Here is a 15533-nt window from a genome sequence, read left to right as displayed (position 1 = left end):
CATCGGGGACCACCTCAGTTGGTATTACTTGTTTTCCGACTTCAGCTCATCCGCCAATTCACCGGCCACGGGAGCGTGGTTGAACAGCGCCGCCAGGATCGTGCCGCCCACCGAATTGCCGAGCAGCGTGGGGACGAGAAAGCCCAGCAGGTAGCCGGCGAACGTGGCGTGGCCCGACAGGACACCGAAGGCGGCCTCCACCGACCCGGCGATGACGTGCGGGAACTGGCAGACCGCCACGACATAGGTCAGCAGGATGATGATCAGCGGGCGGCTTGGCCCGGCGCCCGGCAGCAGCCAGACCATTAGTCCGATCAGCCAGCCGGCTGATCCGGCGGTCAACACGGTGTGCCAGAACGAGTGCTCCATCGTATGGGCTGACAACATATTCATCGCCGTGACCGTCGCCGCCGGAAACACGTCGAACCAGGCGGCCAGGGCGGCGAACATCCATGTCGCGGCGATATTGGCAATCAGCACGATGGCCCAGACCCGCAACGTCTGCAGCAGGGTCGAGACATTGCGGCGCGTCAGGGCGGGTATCACCGCCGTCAATGTTGTCTCGGTGAACAACTGCTGGCGGCCCAGGATGACGATCAGGAAGCCGATGCAATAGCCAAAGCCGGAGACCAGACGGCTCCAAGGCGTATCCGGCAGGGCGCCTTGCAGCGTCGCCTGCACAACGAACGAAAAGCCGATCGACGCGCCGGCGGCGAAGCCAGACCAGGCCAAGCCACCGAACGAGCGTTCAAGCTCCTCCTCGCCCTGGGCGCGGACGATCTCGTGGATCACCAGTGGTCCCATCGGTGCCGCCGCGGCAGCCTGCCGTTGTTCTCGCCGATCCAGATGAGGGGACGCTTCGCCTGCCTCGCTCATGCATTCTCCTGTGTTGCCCGACCATAACCCAAACGTTGTTAGGTGGATCGCGTCAATTTCCGCCATACAGCGGAAAGCAAGCGGCAACGGGCCGCGCAAGTTGTCGCGGAGCGTCTTGTCAGAGGGCGTGCTTCGTGCTTTGCGAAACAGCCAGGCGCGCCGAAGCGTCTCTTCGGGAGGATACAATGATCGATTATCCGGCCGACACGGTGTTCCACCTGTTGACGAAGGGTGCCGACGAGGCGCCGGCGATCGGCGCACCCACGACGGGGCCATCAGGACGGCGCTGGCTGAGCCATGGCGAATTGCGCGGCCTGGCCGGCCGCACGGTGGCGGACCTGAACGCCATGGGGATCGGCCGCGGCGACCGGGTCGCGCTGGTGCTGCCGAACGGACCTGAAGCGGCTTCGTCGTTCCTGGCCATCGCCTGCGGGGCCACCACCGCGCCGTTGAATCCCGGCTACAAGGCGGACGAATTCGCGTTCTACCTCGGCGACCTGGGGGCGAGTGCGCTGGTGATCCAGGCCGGGATGGACAGTCCGGCGCGACAGGTCGCCGCGACACAGGGCATTCCGGTGGTGGACCTGCTGCCGGATGCGGACGGGCCGGCCGGGGGCTTCGTCCTGCTGCCGCCGTCCGGAATGGCCGGACCGGCGAAGCGGCCGGGGGAGGCGGAGCCAGACGATGTGGCGCTGGTGCTGCATACCTCCGGCACGACGTCACGGCCCAAGATCGTGCCATTGCGGCATGTCAATGTGACGGCTTCGGCCTATCATATCGGCGCGACGCTGGCACTCAGTGCGGATGACGTCTGCCTGAACATCATGCCGTTGTTCCATATCCATGGGCTGATCGCGGCGACCCTGTCCAGCCTGGCCGCGGGCGGCGCGGTCGCCTGCTCCCCCGGCTTCAACGCGTTCCGCTTCTTCCCATGGTTCACCGAGCTGCGGCCGACCTGGTACACCGCGGTGCCGACCATGCACCAGACGATCCTGGAGCTGGCGCCGCGCCACCGTGAAGCGATCGCCAACGGGCGGCTGCGGTTCATCCGCTCGTCCTCGTCGTCCTTGCCAGGGCCGGTGATGACGGCGATGGAGGCGACGTTCGGCGTGCCGGTGATCGAGGCCTACGGCATGACCGAGGCGGCGCATCAGATGGCATCCAACCCGCTGCCGCCGCGAACGCGCTTCCCTGGCTGCGTCGGCATCGCCGCCGGGCCGGACATCGCGATCATGGACGAAACCGGCAGTCTGCTGCCCTCGGGTGGCCTCGGCGAGGTGGTGATCCGAGGCCGCAACGTGACCGCTGGCTACGAGAACAATCCGGCCGCCAACACGGCGGCGTTCACCAATGGCTGGTTCCGCACCGGCGACCAGGGCACCATCGATACCGAGGGCTATCTGCGGCTGACCGGGCGGCTGAAGGAACTGATCAACCGCGGCGGCGAAAAGATCAGCCCGCTGGAGGTGGACGAAATCCTGATGGAGCATCCCGCCGTCGCGCAATGCCTGACCTTCGGCATGCCGCACGCCAAGCTGGGGGAGGAAGTCGCCGCCGCGGTGGTGTTGCGGGACGGCGCATCGGTCAAGGACACCGAGCTGCGAGATTTCTGCGCGGAGCGGCTCGCGGCGTTCAAGGTGCCGCGGCGGATCGTCTTCCTGGTCGAAATTCCCAAGGGCGCCACCGGCAAGCTGCAACGCATCGGGCTGGCGGAGAAGCTGGGGCTGTCGGCTTGAAGGTCGCGATCTTCGGGGCAGGGGCGATCGGCGGGTTCCTCGGCGTTCGGTTGGCGCAGGCCGATATCGATGTGACGTTCATCGCGCGCGGCCCGCATCTGGCGGCGATGCAGGCGAATGGCGTGACGTTGCGCTCGGTCAGCGGTGACAGTGTGACGGTGCGCCCCCGGTGCGTCGCCACCGCCGCCGAGGCCGGCGTGCAGGACTATGTGGTGGTGACGCTGAAGGCGCACGGGCTGCCTGCCGCCGCGGCGCAGATCGCCGCCATGATGGGGCCGGACAGCGCGCTGGTCACCGGCATCAATGGCGTGCCGTACTGGTATTTCCATGGCGTCGATGGTCCGTATCGGGACCGGGTCGTCGAGAGCGTCGATCCCGGCGGGCGGCTGTGGGATGTGCTGCCGCCGCGCCAGGCGATCGGCTGTGTGGTCTACCCGGCGGCCGAGGTCATCGAGCCGGGCGTGATCGAGCACACCTACGGCGACCGGTTCACCTTGGGCGAGCCGGACGGGTCGCGCAGCCCCAGGGTCGAGGCACTGTCGAAAGCGATGATCGCCGCCGGGCTGAAGGCGCCCGTACGGCCGAAGATCCGCGACGAGCTATGGGTGAAGCTGTGGGGCAACCTGGCGTTCAATCCGATCTCCGCGCTGACTGCGACGACGCTGGACCGGATTACCGGCGATGACGACCTGCGCACGCTGTGCCGGGGCATGATGCTGGAGGCGAAGCTGGTGGCGGAGGCGCTGGGTGTCCGCTTCGCCATCGACGTCGACAAGCGGATCGCCGGCGGGGCGGAGGTCGGGATGCACAAGACCTCCATGCTGCAGGACCTGGAGCGAGGCCGGCCGATGGAAATCGACGCGCTGCTGGGCGCGGTGGTGGAACTGGGCGGGATGGTCGGGACGCCAATGCCGCTGTGCCAATCAGTTCTGGCCCTGGTGCGGGAGCGGGCTCGCCAGGCTGGTTGTTATTGAAACGGGATTGCCGCGGTGCGGATCAACGCGAGGCCGTCAGCGGCCCGCCGGTGATGCGTCGCCGGCCGTGCATAATGCGCAGCACGATCACGGCTCATCGGTTCGGCTATGCCGATAGATGATGATATACGGTGAAACGATCCCGATCCGGATCTGCTGACCAGGTTTCGGACGAGGCGCGCCACTGTCAGGGTGTTCGGAAAGGCGTTGGTAGAGGCTTCCGAACAGACCTTCGTATCAGGCGGCTGTGCGCCATCCAGCTTTGTTGGCGAGGTCCGTTAGAATACCGTCGGTGTCCATGATGGCGGCCTGTGCGATGATGACGGCCGCCATCAGTCCTTGAAAGACGCCAGAAGGGCGGCGCTGCGGGCGCGATGCTCCTCCAACGTCAAGAACTCGCCTCGGGCGACGTCCGCCAGGGCTTCATCCACATAGGGTTTCGCCCACGCCAGGTCGTCTTCCGCTTCAGCCGAACGCTCCGCGATGCGCTCGTCCAGGAGTTGACGGACGCCGTCTTCGACTGAATCAAAGTCGCCGCACGCAACGTGGGCCTTGATCCAGGCCTGCTGTTCGGGTGTCAGAGCGATCAACATGATCCGATTGGCTAACACAGGACAGAGAAAGCTTCAAAACCTTTGAGGCGGTGATCGTCCCGCTGTTCACAAGGTTAGAGAGCGCAATATCTTGCGTAGTGGAATCATGTTGGAACACCTCAAAGACGGACGCGACGGCACATGTTAGCCCGTTTCTGAGACCGGAAAGGTCATATCCAGCGAGACAGATTCAACGTCATACAGATGTTCATGCCGGCTTTGGACGGAAGTGTCGAGGTTCGCACAATCGTTGGTCGAGGTTGTGCCTTAAGTGGCGCCCGGAGTTACCCGAGTAAATCCGAACAGATGGCTGGTCTGTCTCCAGCTATTGATACCAAGGCCACATCGAGCGGCATTCTGGCGCCTTGTCTGCCACAGTGACGATCGGGTTTCCATCAGGATTTGGCGCCGTGAGATAGGCAGTGGCAGTCAATACAACCCAGTCCGGCGGTACCTTCCCAACATAGGCTGGCATGTTCTTGGGGGCGGAGTAGGCTGGGTTGCTCAGCGAAAGGCTGCGCGCGTTCCGCTTCTCGGCGAACCACACCGCCTTGCAGACAGCCAACTCCCGCACTGCGGCGGGCGGGGCAATTGCCCGCACGCTGAACTTGCTATCGGACATGTCGTAGAATTCGGTGACGAGGTTGGACGGTCGCTGTTGTGCACAGCCGATGAGGAGCGCGGTACCAGAGAGCACGAGGAGAAAACGAGAGCGCATCCGAAAAGTCCCTTGTTCAAGAGCAGACCGTTTCCATTCAGACGGCATCCGGCATAGGCCGCTTCGTAGCAGATGTGCCGTGTAACGGTGGGTGAGGTTATGACTCGGTTTAGCTACACGTGCCGTTACGAACCGCGATTTATCAATGAAAAACAGTTGGTTTAGATGCATTTTGGTGGCGGTTGCTACCGAATAGCAGGATAAGCCCCACTCAACCCCACCCCTCAGTGCCTGGTCTGCCCCGCCATCCGGGCAAGCTCGTCGAGCGCCGAAGCCCACGACGGATCAGGGTTCTTGCGGCGCGCCGGCACCTGCGGCGTCATCTGTTCGGCAAGCAGCGGAGGCAAGGCGATCGCGTCCGCGGCAGGCGGTGGGGCGGACCGGGCCGGTGCCACGACGGCCGCCACGGTCCTGGCATGACCGTCACGATGCGCCTCCAGCTTCGCTCGCGCAAACGTCACCATATCGCGCGCCTTGCCGATCGCGGCGTTGAACTCCGCCTCATCAAATTGCGTGGCCTCAAGGCCCAGCGCCTGACCCCGCGCCCGTTCGCGCTGCCGAGCCTCCAGGGCCTTGGTGCTTTTCGCCGACATGGTGTCCAACTTCACGGCGTCGTTCCGCATGCGTAGGATAACCTGCACCGGCATTCCGCGCTGGCTCATCGAGCACCGTAGACAGTCCAGCACAGCCATGCTGAAGGCCGCGATCTGGGCGGCAAGCTGCAATTCCTTTCCGGTGGCGGCATTATAGCCGTTCAATAATTCGCGGGCGGCTTCCCGCGCGGTTGCCTCATGGAAGCTGGGGTCGGGGTCGAAGAATGGGGCAATGCGAGCGACCACCCGATCCACCAGCCGGTCTGTCAGTTCAATGTTCGGCTGACCGCTGTGGGCGGGAAGGCTGCGCTTGGATAGGCTGCTCATAGGTGGGTCCTGTGTCTTGTTCATCGTCTGTTCCGGAATTACTACGCCAGGTTGTGCTGCCAAGGCAAGGGGAAAAGTTCGCCGGCCCTACCCAGGACCGCACTGCCCAACACCCGCGGGAAGCCGCATACTGACCTGAAAACCCGAATGGAGACGGAGGGATCATGACCTGGCCCATGCAGCAAGGCGTCCTCGAGCTCGGCGACATCACCCTGCAATCCGGCGTCCGGCTTGCCGCCGCTCGGCTGTCCTGGAAAGCGCACGGCACGCTGTCCGTCGCGCGGGACAACGTGATCGTCTATCCCACCAGCTACGGCGCGCAACATCCGGACCTGGAGTGGCTGATCGGACTGGACAAGGTGCTGGATCCGGCGCGGTGGTTCATCGTCATTGCGGACATGTTCGGCAACGGCCTGTCGTCCTCCCCGTCCGATACCGAGGAGTATCCCACCCTGGTGACCGTGCACGACAACGTGCAGGCGCAGCGGCACGCGTTGCGGGCGCTGTTCGGCATCGAGCGGGTGGCCTGCGTCTACGGCTGGTCGATGGGTGCGCTGCAGGCCTATCACTGGGCCGCCCTGTTCCCGGATGCGGTGCAGCGGATCGTGGTGAACTGCGGCGTCGCCCGCACCGCGGTGCATAACCAGGTCTTCCTGCGCTCGCTGATGGCGACGCTGGAGGCCGCGCCGCAGCATATCGGCAATGGCCGGTTTTCCGCCGAACCGCGCGCCGCGAAACGCGCCTTCGGGCGGATCTACGCCGGCTGGGGGCTCAGCCAGGACTTCTATCGCGCCGGCCTGCATCTGGCGGACGGCCCGCGGCCGAACCTCGGCGCCGCCGACCTGGAGACGTTCCTGAAGACCGATTGGGAGGATCGTTTCGGTGCGCGCCCCGCCGCCAACTTGTACGCTCAGCTTCGCACCTGGGACGCCGCCGACATCAGCGCCAACGACCAGTACGATGGCGACCTGCCGGCGGCGTTGCGTGCCGTTCAGGCCCAGGTTCTGCTGATGCCCGGCGCCACCGACCTGTATTTCCGTACCGCCGACAACGAGGCCGAGCTGCCGTACCTGCGCCACGCCCTGCTGCGGCCGATCCGCAGCATCTGGGGCCACCGCGCCGGCAACCCGATTGTCAATCCAGCCGATTTCGAGTTTATCAAGCGGGAAGTGCGAGCCTGGCTCGCGCATTAGACCTTCCTCAGCCTGACGATGCAGGCCGAGGATGGCCTGACTTCATGTTTCATCGCATGATCAACGCGCCGCGCGCGAACAGCGCGTCCTTCGGACGACGGGCGTTCCGCCGGCGCAATCATGCTCCAGAGGGAGGTTCACCCATGCCAGCCGAAGTCACCCGGAACAATCCGCCCACCGTGAGCAAGCCGACCGGCTACACCCATGCGATCCAGATCACCGGAGAGGTTCGACGGCTGATCATCTCCGGCCAGATTGGCATGGCGCAGGACGGCACCGTGGCGAGTTCGGCCGAGGGTCAGGTCGCCCAGGCCTTCGCCAATCTGCGCGCGGTCCTGACCGCCAACGGCATGGCCATCGGCAACATTGTCAAGACCACGGTCTTCCTGACCGACCGCGAGTTGCTGCCGGTGTTCCGCTCCGCCCGCAACGCGGTGTTCGGCGAACATGCGCCGGCCTCCACCTTGCTGTTCGTGGCAGGTCTCGCGGACCCGCGCTTCGTGGTGGAGATCGAAGCCGAAGCGGTGGCGTGACGTGAACCCGCTGCGTCGCAATACCGTCGGCGACGCGGTGCGGCGCGCGGCGCGGGTGTTTCGGGATCGGTCGGCGCTGGTATTCGGGCAGCGGGACTGGTCGTTCATCGCGCTGGATCGCGCGGCGGACCGGGTCGCGGCGCATTTCGCCGGCCTGGGATTGGCGGCCGGCGATCGGATCGCCGCCTATGGCCGGAACTCCGACGCGTACTTTATCGCCTGGCTGGCTTGCTTGCGCGGCGGCTTCGTCCATGTCCCGGTGAACTACGCGCTGACCGGGCAGGAGCTTTCGTACATCGTCCGCCAGTCCGGCGCCAAGCTGGTCCTGGTGGGCGCCGGGCTGGAGGAAAACCTCTCCGGCATCGACGTGGCGTACCGGCCGCTGGCCGATCTGCCGGCGGTGGCGCTGCACCAAGCGGCGCCGGCGGAGCTGCCCGACCCCGACTCCGACCCCGACCTCGACCTCGACGACGACAGCCTGGCGCAGATCGTCTATACATCCGGCACCACAGCAGCGCCCAAGGGCGCGATGATGACGCACAAATCGATGCTGTCGCAGTATTACTCGGTGATCCACGACATGGACTACGCGGCGTCCGACCGCGCGCTGGCCGCCCTGCCGCTGTACCACACCGCGCAGACGCACGCCTTCACCATGCCGCAGCTTCTGGTCGGCGCGCGCACCATCCTGATCGAGGCGCCGGTGCCGGACCTGGTGCTGCGCCTGATCGAGCAGGAGCGGATCACGTCGTTCTTCGCGCCGCCGACAGTGTGGATCAGCCTGCTGCGCCATCCCGACTTCGCCACGCGCGATCTGTCATCGCTGGAGAAGGTCTACTACGGCGCTTCCATCATGCCGGTCCCGGTGCTGCACGAACTGCGTGAACGGCTGCCGCGGGCGCGTCCATACAACTGCTATGGCCAGACCGAGATCGCACCGGCGGCCACCGTGCTTCGGCCGGAGGAGCATGATGCGCGTCCGGCGTCCTGTGGGCGCCCGGTGCTGAACGTCGAGACGCGGGTGGTCGACCCCGACATGAACGACGTGCCACCTGGCTCGCATGGCGAGATCGTGCACCGCTCGCCGCACCTGCTGGTCGGCTACTGGGACAAGCCGGCGGAAACCGCCGAGGCCTTCGCCGGCGGATGGTTTCATTCCGGCGACGTCGGATACTTCGACACGGAAGGCTACCTGTACATCGTCGACCGCATCCGCGACGTGATCAACACCGGCGGCGTGCTGGTGGCAAGCCGGGAAGTGGAGGAGGTGCTGTTCACCCATCCCGCCGTGTCAGAAGTCGCCGTCGTGGGACTGCCCGATGAGAAATGGATCGAGGCGGTGACGGCGTTCGTCGTGCTGCGGCCGGGCCATGCGGCGGATGCGGCGGCATTGCTCGGCCACGCGCGGGCGCATCTGGCGGCCTACAAGCTGCCGAAGAAAATTCTGTTCGTCGACAATCTACCGCGTAACACGGCGGGAAAGCTGCTGAAGCGGGAACTGCGTCGCCAATATTCATAGATTCAAAATGCTAAACAACACAGCGAGGTTCGTCTGCTTAAACGGTTTCCGATCACGTTGCACAAATTCGTCATGGCCGGGCGACCGACCACGCGGATTGTCCCGGCCATCCGCCCTCAGCCGTTGTTGCGAAGATGGCCCGGACCAGCCGCGGCATGGCAAATCGAAGATGGAGCGACCTGATCGGAAACCGCTCCAGGCAGCTATGCTTCCAATAGGGCTTGAACAGTGAGGCTGACATGACCCCCGACATCAAAACCATCGAAAGCCGCACTGTTTACGAGAACCGCTGGATGCGTGTGCGTGAGGATACCGTTGCACGTCGTGACGGCTCAGAAGGCATTTACGGAGTCATCGAAAAACCTGATTTTGTGACAATCGCAGCGGTTGATGCTGGACGTATCCACTTGGTGCAGCAATACCGCTACCCCGTTCACGGGCGCTACTGGGAGCTTCCCCAAGGCTCATGGGAACAGGCACCCGGCACCAACCCGCTGGATGTTGCCCGCGCTGAGCTACGGGAAGAAACCGGCATTGAAGCCGACGAGATGAAGTATGGCGGCCACCTGTTCCTGGCTTACGGCTACTCAACGCAAGGCTATCATATCTTCCTGGCCAAGGGTTTGCGGCAAGGCCACGCGGACCGGGAGCACGAGGAGCAGGATCTTATCACGCGACCGTTCGACATAGCCGCGATTGAAGCAATGACATGCGACGGCAGCATAAAAGATGCGACCACCATTGCCGCACTTGGGCTGCTGAAGCTCAAGGGAATGATCTGAACCAAGTCCTACTCGCTTGCATGGGTCGAGAGGGAAGAAAGCAGGTTAAGCGGCCGGCTCCTTTTGCGTCATGGCCGATCGGACGGCCATGCCATGATCTGCGATATTGCTCGCCGCGACCTCTACCTCGGCTTGCTGGCCGCATCGATCTTCTCGATCGACTCCGCATCAAGCGCGATGTCCGCCGCTGCCACCAGTTCCGCCAACTGCTCCAGGTTCGTCGCACTGGCGATCGGCGCGGTGACGCTGGGGCGGGCAATCAGCCAGGCGATGGCGATCTGACCGGGCTTGGCCTCATAGCGTTTCGCCACCTCATCCAGCGCCGCCAACACGCCGAAGCCGTCATCGTTCAGGTACTTCTCCGCCCGAGACCCACGCGCGCGGCCCTCGGTGTCGGCACGCGACCGATACTTCCCGGTCAGGAACCCGCTCGCCAGCGAGTAGTAGCCGATCACGCCGACCTTCCGCGCCAGGCACAGCTCTTCCAGCTTCCCCTCGAACTCCGTCCGTTCCACCAGGCTGTAGTGCGGCTGCAGGCTCTGATACCGCGGCAAGCCCTTCTCCTCGCTGATCTTCAAAGCCTCCGCCAGACGTTCGGCGGAGAAGTTGGACGCGCCAATTTCCCGCACCGTGCCGGCCTTGATCAGATCGCCATAGCTGGACAGGGTTTCCTCGATCGGCGTTTCCGGGTCATCCCGATGCGACTGGTACAGGTCGATGTAATCCGTCTGCAGCCGGCGCAACGAAGCCTCCACCGCCTGCCGCATATAGGCACGCGACAGGCCCTTCTTCCCCGGCGCCATCTCGATCCCCAGCTTGGTGGCCAGGATCACCTTGTCACGGTTGCCGCGCGTCTTCAGCCACTTGCCGATGATCATTTCGGAGTCGCCGCCGCTGTTGCCCGGATGCCAGCGCGAGTAGACATCGGCCGTGTCGAGGAAGTTGAAGCCGGCGTCCAGCCACGCATCCAGCAAGGCGAAGGACGTCTTCTCATCCGTTGTCCAGCCGAACACGTTGCAGCCGAAGGTGATCGGCGATACCTGCAAGGATGATTGTCCCAGTCTGCGCTTTTCCATCTTTTTTCCTCTGGTCGAACAACAAGAAGAAGGGCGGCGCCGGTGCATCGCCCTTTCCGCCGGATCAGCCGAACTTAGCGCGCGGAGGCACGCACCAGCCGGCCCGGCGTGGCGCCCGTATAGACGCCATTCTCGAACGTCGCGATACCCGACATGAACGTGTTGCGGTAGCCATCCACCCGCTGCACCAGCCGGCGGCCGTTCATCGGCAGATCGTACCGCACCTCCGGGATATGCAGGCGCAGGGCTTCATAGTCGATCACGTTGACGTCCGCCTTCTTGCCGACCGCCAGCCGGCCGCGGTCACGGAAGCCGAAGAAATCTGCTGTCTCACTGGTCTGCCGCTTTACCATCATCTCCAGCGGCAACCGGGGACCCCGAGACCGGTCCCGCGCCCAGTGGATCAGCATCCAGCTCGGCACGCTGGCATCGACGATCGACGAACAGTGCGCGCCGCCATCGGAAAGACCCAGGATGGTCGCGTCATCCGTCAGCATGGTGTGGATGATGTCCAGATTGTCTTCGTTGTAGCCGACGATCGGAAAGAACAGGAACCGTTCCGGCCCGCCGGCGAGGTAATCATACGCGACCTCATCCGGCGTATGGTTGGTCCGGGTCGCCATCGCCGCGATACTGTCCTTCTCCTCCGGCTCATAATTCGGCGGATCGCCCATCGGGAACATGCGGTTCCAGCTTGTGGTGATGTGCTGGCGGAATTGCGACAGCCGGTTCAGCAGCGCGGGTGATGGCGCCTCCGACAACACCTGGGCGCGGAACGCCGGGTCCTGCATCCGGCTGATCCGTTCCGCCACCGGAAGCTGCAACAACGCCTGGTAGCTCGGCCGGATGGAGAACGGGTTCAGCGCCGTATCGATCCCCAGCATCACGCCCACCGGCCGGCCGGCGATCTGCGCGGTGACCATGGCACCGTCCGCACGCGCCTTGTGCACGCCGTCCATCAGCCGCTGCCAGCGAACCTTGTCGGTCGGGCGGTCGGTCAGCAGGAACCAGACCGGCCGGCCGGTGTCCCAGCCAAACCGGGTCATCCATTTCAGTTCTTCACGTTCATCGTCAAAGTCGCTGTTCACGCCGAAGGCGCCGAAGCCCATGCCCTTGAACGCGGCACCAATGCCCAGCAGTTCATCGACCTCGGAATACCGGCCTGGCACCATTTCCCCGCTCGGCGTCTTGTGCGAGTTGGTGCGGGACGTGGTGAAGCCGAAGGCGCCAGCCTTCAGGCCCTGCGTCACCGCATCGCGCATCGCCGTGATGTCGTCGGCGGTGGCCGGCTCCCGGTTGATCGCCCGATCGCCCATGACATAGACGCGCAACGGATGATGCGGGATTTGCGCGGCGATATCGATCGCGCGCGGCATCTGGTCCAGCGCATCAAGGTACTGCGGAAAGGTTTCCCAGTTCCACTTCAGGCCGTCGGCGAGCGCGATACCCGGAATTTCCTCGATCGACTCCATCATGCCGATCAGCGCGCTATGGTCCTCGTTGCGCACCGGCGCGAAGCCGACCCCGCAGTTGCCGAACAGGATGGTGGTGACGCCATGCCAGGACGAGGGCGCCAGCACCGGGTCCCAGGTGGCCTGACCGTCGTAATGCGTATGAACATCGACCCAGCCGGGCGTGACCAGCAGGCCGTTCGCGTCGATCTCGCGCTTGCCAGGACCGGCCTTGCCGCCGACCTGGGCGATCTTGTCGCCATCCAGGGCAAGGTCGCCCGTGTAAGCCGCTTGTCCGGTTCCATCGACGATGGTACCGCCTCGGATCACCGTGTCATGCATGGTTGTGTCCCGTCGCAGTTGTTGCTGGCAAGGATGGGAAACCCATTGGCGCCCATGGTCAAGATTGCGGGCCGTGCCGGCGCCTTCCGAGTAAACCGTTTCGACAACTTTCGCTGGTGGTCGATGGCAAGGTCATTGACATCGTTGCCGTCACTACGGGGTTCATGCCGAATGTCGCGATCGCGAAGGCTAGCTTGAACGTGCTGGTTTGATGCAGCCGATCTTGGTCAAAGCACCGCGCTAAAGTTGCTCTGGACCACGCACCAGCCTGTCCATGCTGCCTACCAGTCACCAAATCTGTCTCGGGCAATCGACCGTGTCCAGAAACTGATTAAATCGGATCAGGCAGATGGCTTGTCGGAGGCCTCCGGTCAGCGCTACCCAGGATCATGGCGCAGTGTCAGGTAAAGGAATTCCAAGCATGACAAGTAGACCGGTGATGCTGGTGATCCTGGACGGCTTTGGCTGGCGGGAGGAAACGTCGGATAATGCCGTCCGCCTGGCGAAGACGCCGAGCTTTTCCGGCCTGTGGCAGGCGTGCCCGCACGCCTTCCTGCATACCTCCGGCGGGGATGTCGGCCTGCCGGAGGGACAGATGGGCAATTCCGAGGTCGGGCACCTGAACATTGGTGCCGGGCGGGTGGTGAAACAGGAACTGGCGCGGATCGGCGACGCCGTGGCGGATGGCAGTATCGCCCAGGCCCCGGCCTTCACCGCCCTGGTTTCGGCACTCTGGCAATCCGGCGGAACCTGCCATTTGATGGGACTGGTGTCGCCCGGCGGGGTCCACGCGCATCAGGAACACGCGGCGGCATTGGCGCGATACCTGCGCGATGCCGGCATCAAGACGGTGGTGCATGCTTTTACCGACGGTCGCGACACGCCGCCGCGATCCGCCGGCGAGGACCTCAGCCGCCTGCAAGCCGCACTTCCCGCCGGCGTGCCGATCGGCACCGTGATTGGCCGCTACTTCGCCATGGATCGCGACAAGCGGTGGGACCGCGTCGCGCAGGCCTACAACGCGATCGCGGACGCCGAAGGCGCGAACTTCCCCACCGCGGACGCCGCGCTGCAGGCCGCCTACGCCGCGGACAGATCCGACGAGTTCATTCCGGCCTCGGTCATCGGCGACTACGCCGGGATGCAGGACGGCGATGCCCTGCTGTGCTTCAACTTCCGCGCCGACCGCGTCCGGGAGATCCTGGCGGCGCTGCTGGACCCGGCGTTCGACGACTTTCCTCGCAAGCGCATGCTAAACCTGGCCGCGGCGGTCGGCATGACCCACTACTCCGACGCGCTCGCGCCCTTCCTGGGCGTGCTGTTCGCCCCTGAAACGCTGCACAACATCCTGGGCGAGGTGGTTGCCAACGCGGGAAAGACCCAGCTCCGCCTGGCGGAGACGGAGAAGTACCCGCACGTCACCTACTTCCTGAACGGCGGTCTGGAAACGCCGTATGCCGGGGAGGATCGAACCATGGTTCCGTCACCCAAGGTGGCGACCTACGATTTGCAGCCGGAGATGTCGGCAGCGGAACTGACCGACAAGGCAGTGGCGGCGATTGACGACGGAAAATACGATCTGATCGTGCTGAACTTCGCCAACCCCGACATGGTCGGCCATACCGGTGTCCTGTCCGCCGCGATCAAGGCGGTGGAAACGGTGGACACTGGCCTTGGCCGCATCGCCGACGCCATCACGCGCCAGGGCGGCGCATTGCTGGTCACCGCCGACCACGGCAATTGCGAGATGATGAAGGACCCGGAAACCGGCGGCCCGCATACGGCGCACACCACCAATCCGGTTCCCGTCGTGCTGCTGGGCGGCGGCGCGACCTCCCTTCAGGACGGACGCCTGGCGGACCTGGCACCCACGCTGCTGGACCTCATGGACATCGCGCAGCCGACTGAGATGACGGGGCGGTCGATCATCCGCCATCAGGATGCGCCCGCTTCTGGCTGAGCCGCGGCTGGGCCAGCGCTGTCGCGACAATGTCCAAGGCTGCCGGCTAACGTGATGGAACAATCACAACGTGCATGATACGGTTGCTCAACCAACCTTGAGTTCCATCATGTCGCTGCATGCCGATGATCTCGAAGCCGCCGCGCTGCTGTTCATGCGCGAGATCGAGGCGCTCAAGCAAGCAATCGATCCGACGTTTCCCTGGTATCCCTATGGCATCCTGAACAACTTCATTCATCTCAAGCCGATCTTCCACGGCTTTCCCCTCGGCACGCTCATCAGCGGCAGGGCCGTTCTGGATATCGGCGCCGCAGATGGCGATCTTGCCTTCTTCCTGGAGAAACTTGGTTATGCGGCGGAAATCATTGATCATGCCCCGACCAACTTCAACGGCCTGCGCGGCGCGCGCCTGCTGTCCCGCCACCTCGCCTCGTCCATCCCGATCAACGACATCGACCTCGACAGTTACTTCCTGCTGCCTGATACACGCTACGACCTGGTGTTTTTTCTCGGCATTCTCTACCATCTTAAGAATCCGTTCCTGGTGATGGAAAGCCTGTCGAAGGTCACGCGACACCTGCTGGTCAGCACACGGGTCGCGCGATTCGCCCCGCAAGGGCAGCCGATCCATGAAATCCCCGTGGCCTATTTGCTGCACCCGACCGAGTCGAATAACGATTCCACCAATTACTGGACGTTCAGCGAAGCCGGTCTGCTGCGGTTGTTCGAGCGGACCGGTTGGGATGTTTTGACCTGCCGCACGATCGGCGACACAATACGATCCGATCCCGCCAGCCTGGATCACGACGAGCGGGCCTTCACCCTGCTACGCAGCCGCTCCGTCTCAGCCGCCTGAACCA

The 15533-nt window shown here is 64.3% G+C and carries 14 protein-coding genes; 8 read left to right on the top strand and 6 right to left on the bottom strand.

Annotated elements, in window-relative coordinates:
- Positions 1-24: 24 nt before the first annotated feature.
- A complete protein-coding gene (locus ACQY4S_RS22370; protein ID WP_428487404.1) occupies positions 25-876 on the bottom strand; it encodes a formate/nitrite transporter family protein in 852 nt (283 codons plus the stop codon).
- Positions 877-1061: 185 nt separating this feature from the next.
- On the opposite strand from ACQY4S_RS22370, the gene ACQY4S_RS22365 reads away from it, so the two are divergent.
- Both ACQY4S_RS22365 and ACQY4S_RS22360 read left to right on the top strand, forming a co-directional pair.
- Positions 1062-2612: an acyl--CoA ligase gene (locus tag ACQY4S_RS22365; RefSeq protein ID WP_428487403.1), complete on the top strand. Its 1551-nt coding sequence runs from the start codon at positions 1062-1064 to the stop codon at positions 2610-2612.
- Positions 2609-3586: a 2-dehydropantoate 2-reductase gene (locus ACQY4S_RS22360; RefSeq protein ID WP_428487402.1), complete on the top strand. Its 978-nt coding sequence runs from the start codon at positions 2609-2611 to the stop codon at positions 3584-3586. The genes ACQY4S_RS22365 and ACQY4S_RS22360 overlap by 4 nt, the downstream gene beginning before the upstream one ends.
- A gap of 332 nt (positions 3587-3918) precedes the next feature.
- Here ACQY4S_RS22360 and ACQY4S_RS22355 read toward each other — a convergent pair whose 3' ends face one another.
- The 3 genes from ACQY4S_RS22355 to ACQY4S_RS22345 form a co-directional block, all read right to left on the bottom strand.
- Positions 3919-4179 (bottom strand): hypothetical protein, encoded by a 261-nt coding sequence (locus ACQY4S_RS22355; protein ID WP_428487401.1) that lies wholly within the window; start codon positions 4177-4179, stop codon positions 3919-3921.
- Between the two features lie 325 nt (positions 4180-4504).
- The gene (locus ACQY4S_RS22350) at positions 4505-4897 is read right to left on the bottom strand and encodes a hypothetical protein (RefSeq protein WP_428487400.1); all 393 of its coding nucleotides are present in this window, start codon (positions 4895-4897) and stop codon (positions 4505-4507) included.
- Positions 4898-5121: 224 nt separating this feature from the next.
- Positions 5122-5817: a hypothetical protein gene (locus tag ACQY4S_RS22345; RefSeq protein ID WP_428487399.1), complete on the bottom strand. Its 696-nt coding sequence runs from the start codon at positions 5815-5817 to the stop codon at positions 5122-5124.
- A 164-nt stretch (positions 5818-5981) separates the two neighbouring features.
- On the opposite strand from ACQY4S_RS22345, the gene ACQY4S_RS22340 reads away from it, so the two are divergent.
- The 4 genes from ACQY4S_RS22340 to ACQY4S_RS22325 all read left to right on the top strand — a co-directional run bounded on the left by ACQY4S_RS22340 (position 5982) and on the right by ACQY4S_RS22325 (position 9844).
- Positions 5982-7010 (top strand): alpha/beta fold hydrolase, encoded by a 1029-nt coding sequence (locus tag ACQY4S_RS22340; protein WP_428487398.1) that lies wholly within the window; start codon positions 5982-5984, stop codon positions 7008-7010.
- A gap of 143 nt (positions 7011-7153) precedes the next feature.
- Positions 7154-7543 (top strand): RidA family protein, encoded by a 390-nt coding sequence (locus ACQY4S_RS22335; RefSeq protein ID WP_428487397.1) that lies wholly within the window; start codon positions 7154-7156, stop codon positions 7541-7543.
- Position 7544: 1 nt separating this feature from the next.
- The gene (locus ACQY4S_RS22330; RefSeq protein ID WP_428487396.1) at positions 7545-9062 is read left to right on the top strand and encodes a fatty acyl-CoA synthetase; all 1518 of its coding nucleotides are present in this window, start codon (positions 7545-7547) and stop codon (positions 9060-9062) included.
- A 239-nt stretch (positions 9063-9301) separates the two neighbouring features.
- Positions 9302-9844, top strand: coding sequence for an NUDIX domain-containing protein (locus ACQY4S_RS22325; RefSeq protein WP_428487395.1), 543 nt, complete (start codon positions 9302-9304; stop codon positions 9842-9844).
- Positions 9845-9966: 122 nt separating this feature from the next.
- On the opposite strand, the gene ACQY4S_RS22320 is transcribed toward ACQY4S_RS22325, so the two are convergent.
- On the bottom strand, positions 9967-10920 hold the full coding sequence (locus ACQY4S_RS22320; RefSeq protein ID WP_428487394.1) for an aldo/keto reductase: 954 nt from the start codon (positions 10918-10920) through the stop codon (positions 9967-9969).
- A gap of 74 nt (positions 10921-10994) precedes the next feature.
- Positions 10995-12713: an N-acyl-D-amino-acid deacylase family protein gene (locus ACQY4S_RS22315; protein WP_428487393.1), complete on the bottom strand. Its 1719-nt coding sequence runs from the start codon at positions 12711-12713 to the stop codon at positions 10995-10997.
- A gap of 421 nt (positions 12714-13134) precedes the next feature.
- Between ACQY4S_RS22315 and gpmI the strand changes: the two genes are divergently transcribed.
- Both gpmI and ACQY4S_RS22305 read left to right on the top strand, forming a co-directional pair.
- A complete protein-coding gene (gpmI, locus tag ACQY4S_RS22310) occupies positions 13135-14673 on the top strand; it encodes a 2,3-bisphosphoglycerate-independent phosphoglycerate mutase (protein WP_428487392.1) in 1539 nt (512 codons plus the stop codon).
- Between the two features lie 109 nt (positions 14674-14782).
- Positions 14783-15529 carry a class I SAM-dependent methyltransferase gene (locus ACQY4S_RS22305; RefSeq protein ID WP_428487391.1) on the top strand — a complete coding sequence of 249 codons (747 nt, stop codon included), beginning with the start codon at positions 14783-14785 and terminating at the stop codon, positions 15527-15529.
- Positions 15530-15533 lie beyond the last annotated feature (4 nt).

It is taken from the genome of Rhodopila sp., assembly GCF_965276935.1.
Taxonomy (GTDB): domain Bacteria; phylum Pseudomonadota; class Alphaproteobacteria; order Acetobacterales; family Acetobacteraceae; genus Rhodopila.
The sequence above is the reverse complement of the archived record's forward strand: the minus strand, read 5'-3'. Positions and strand labels throughout refer to the sequence as shown.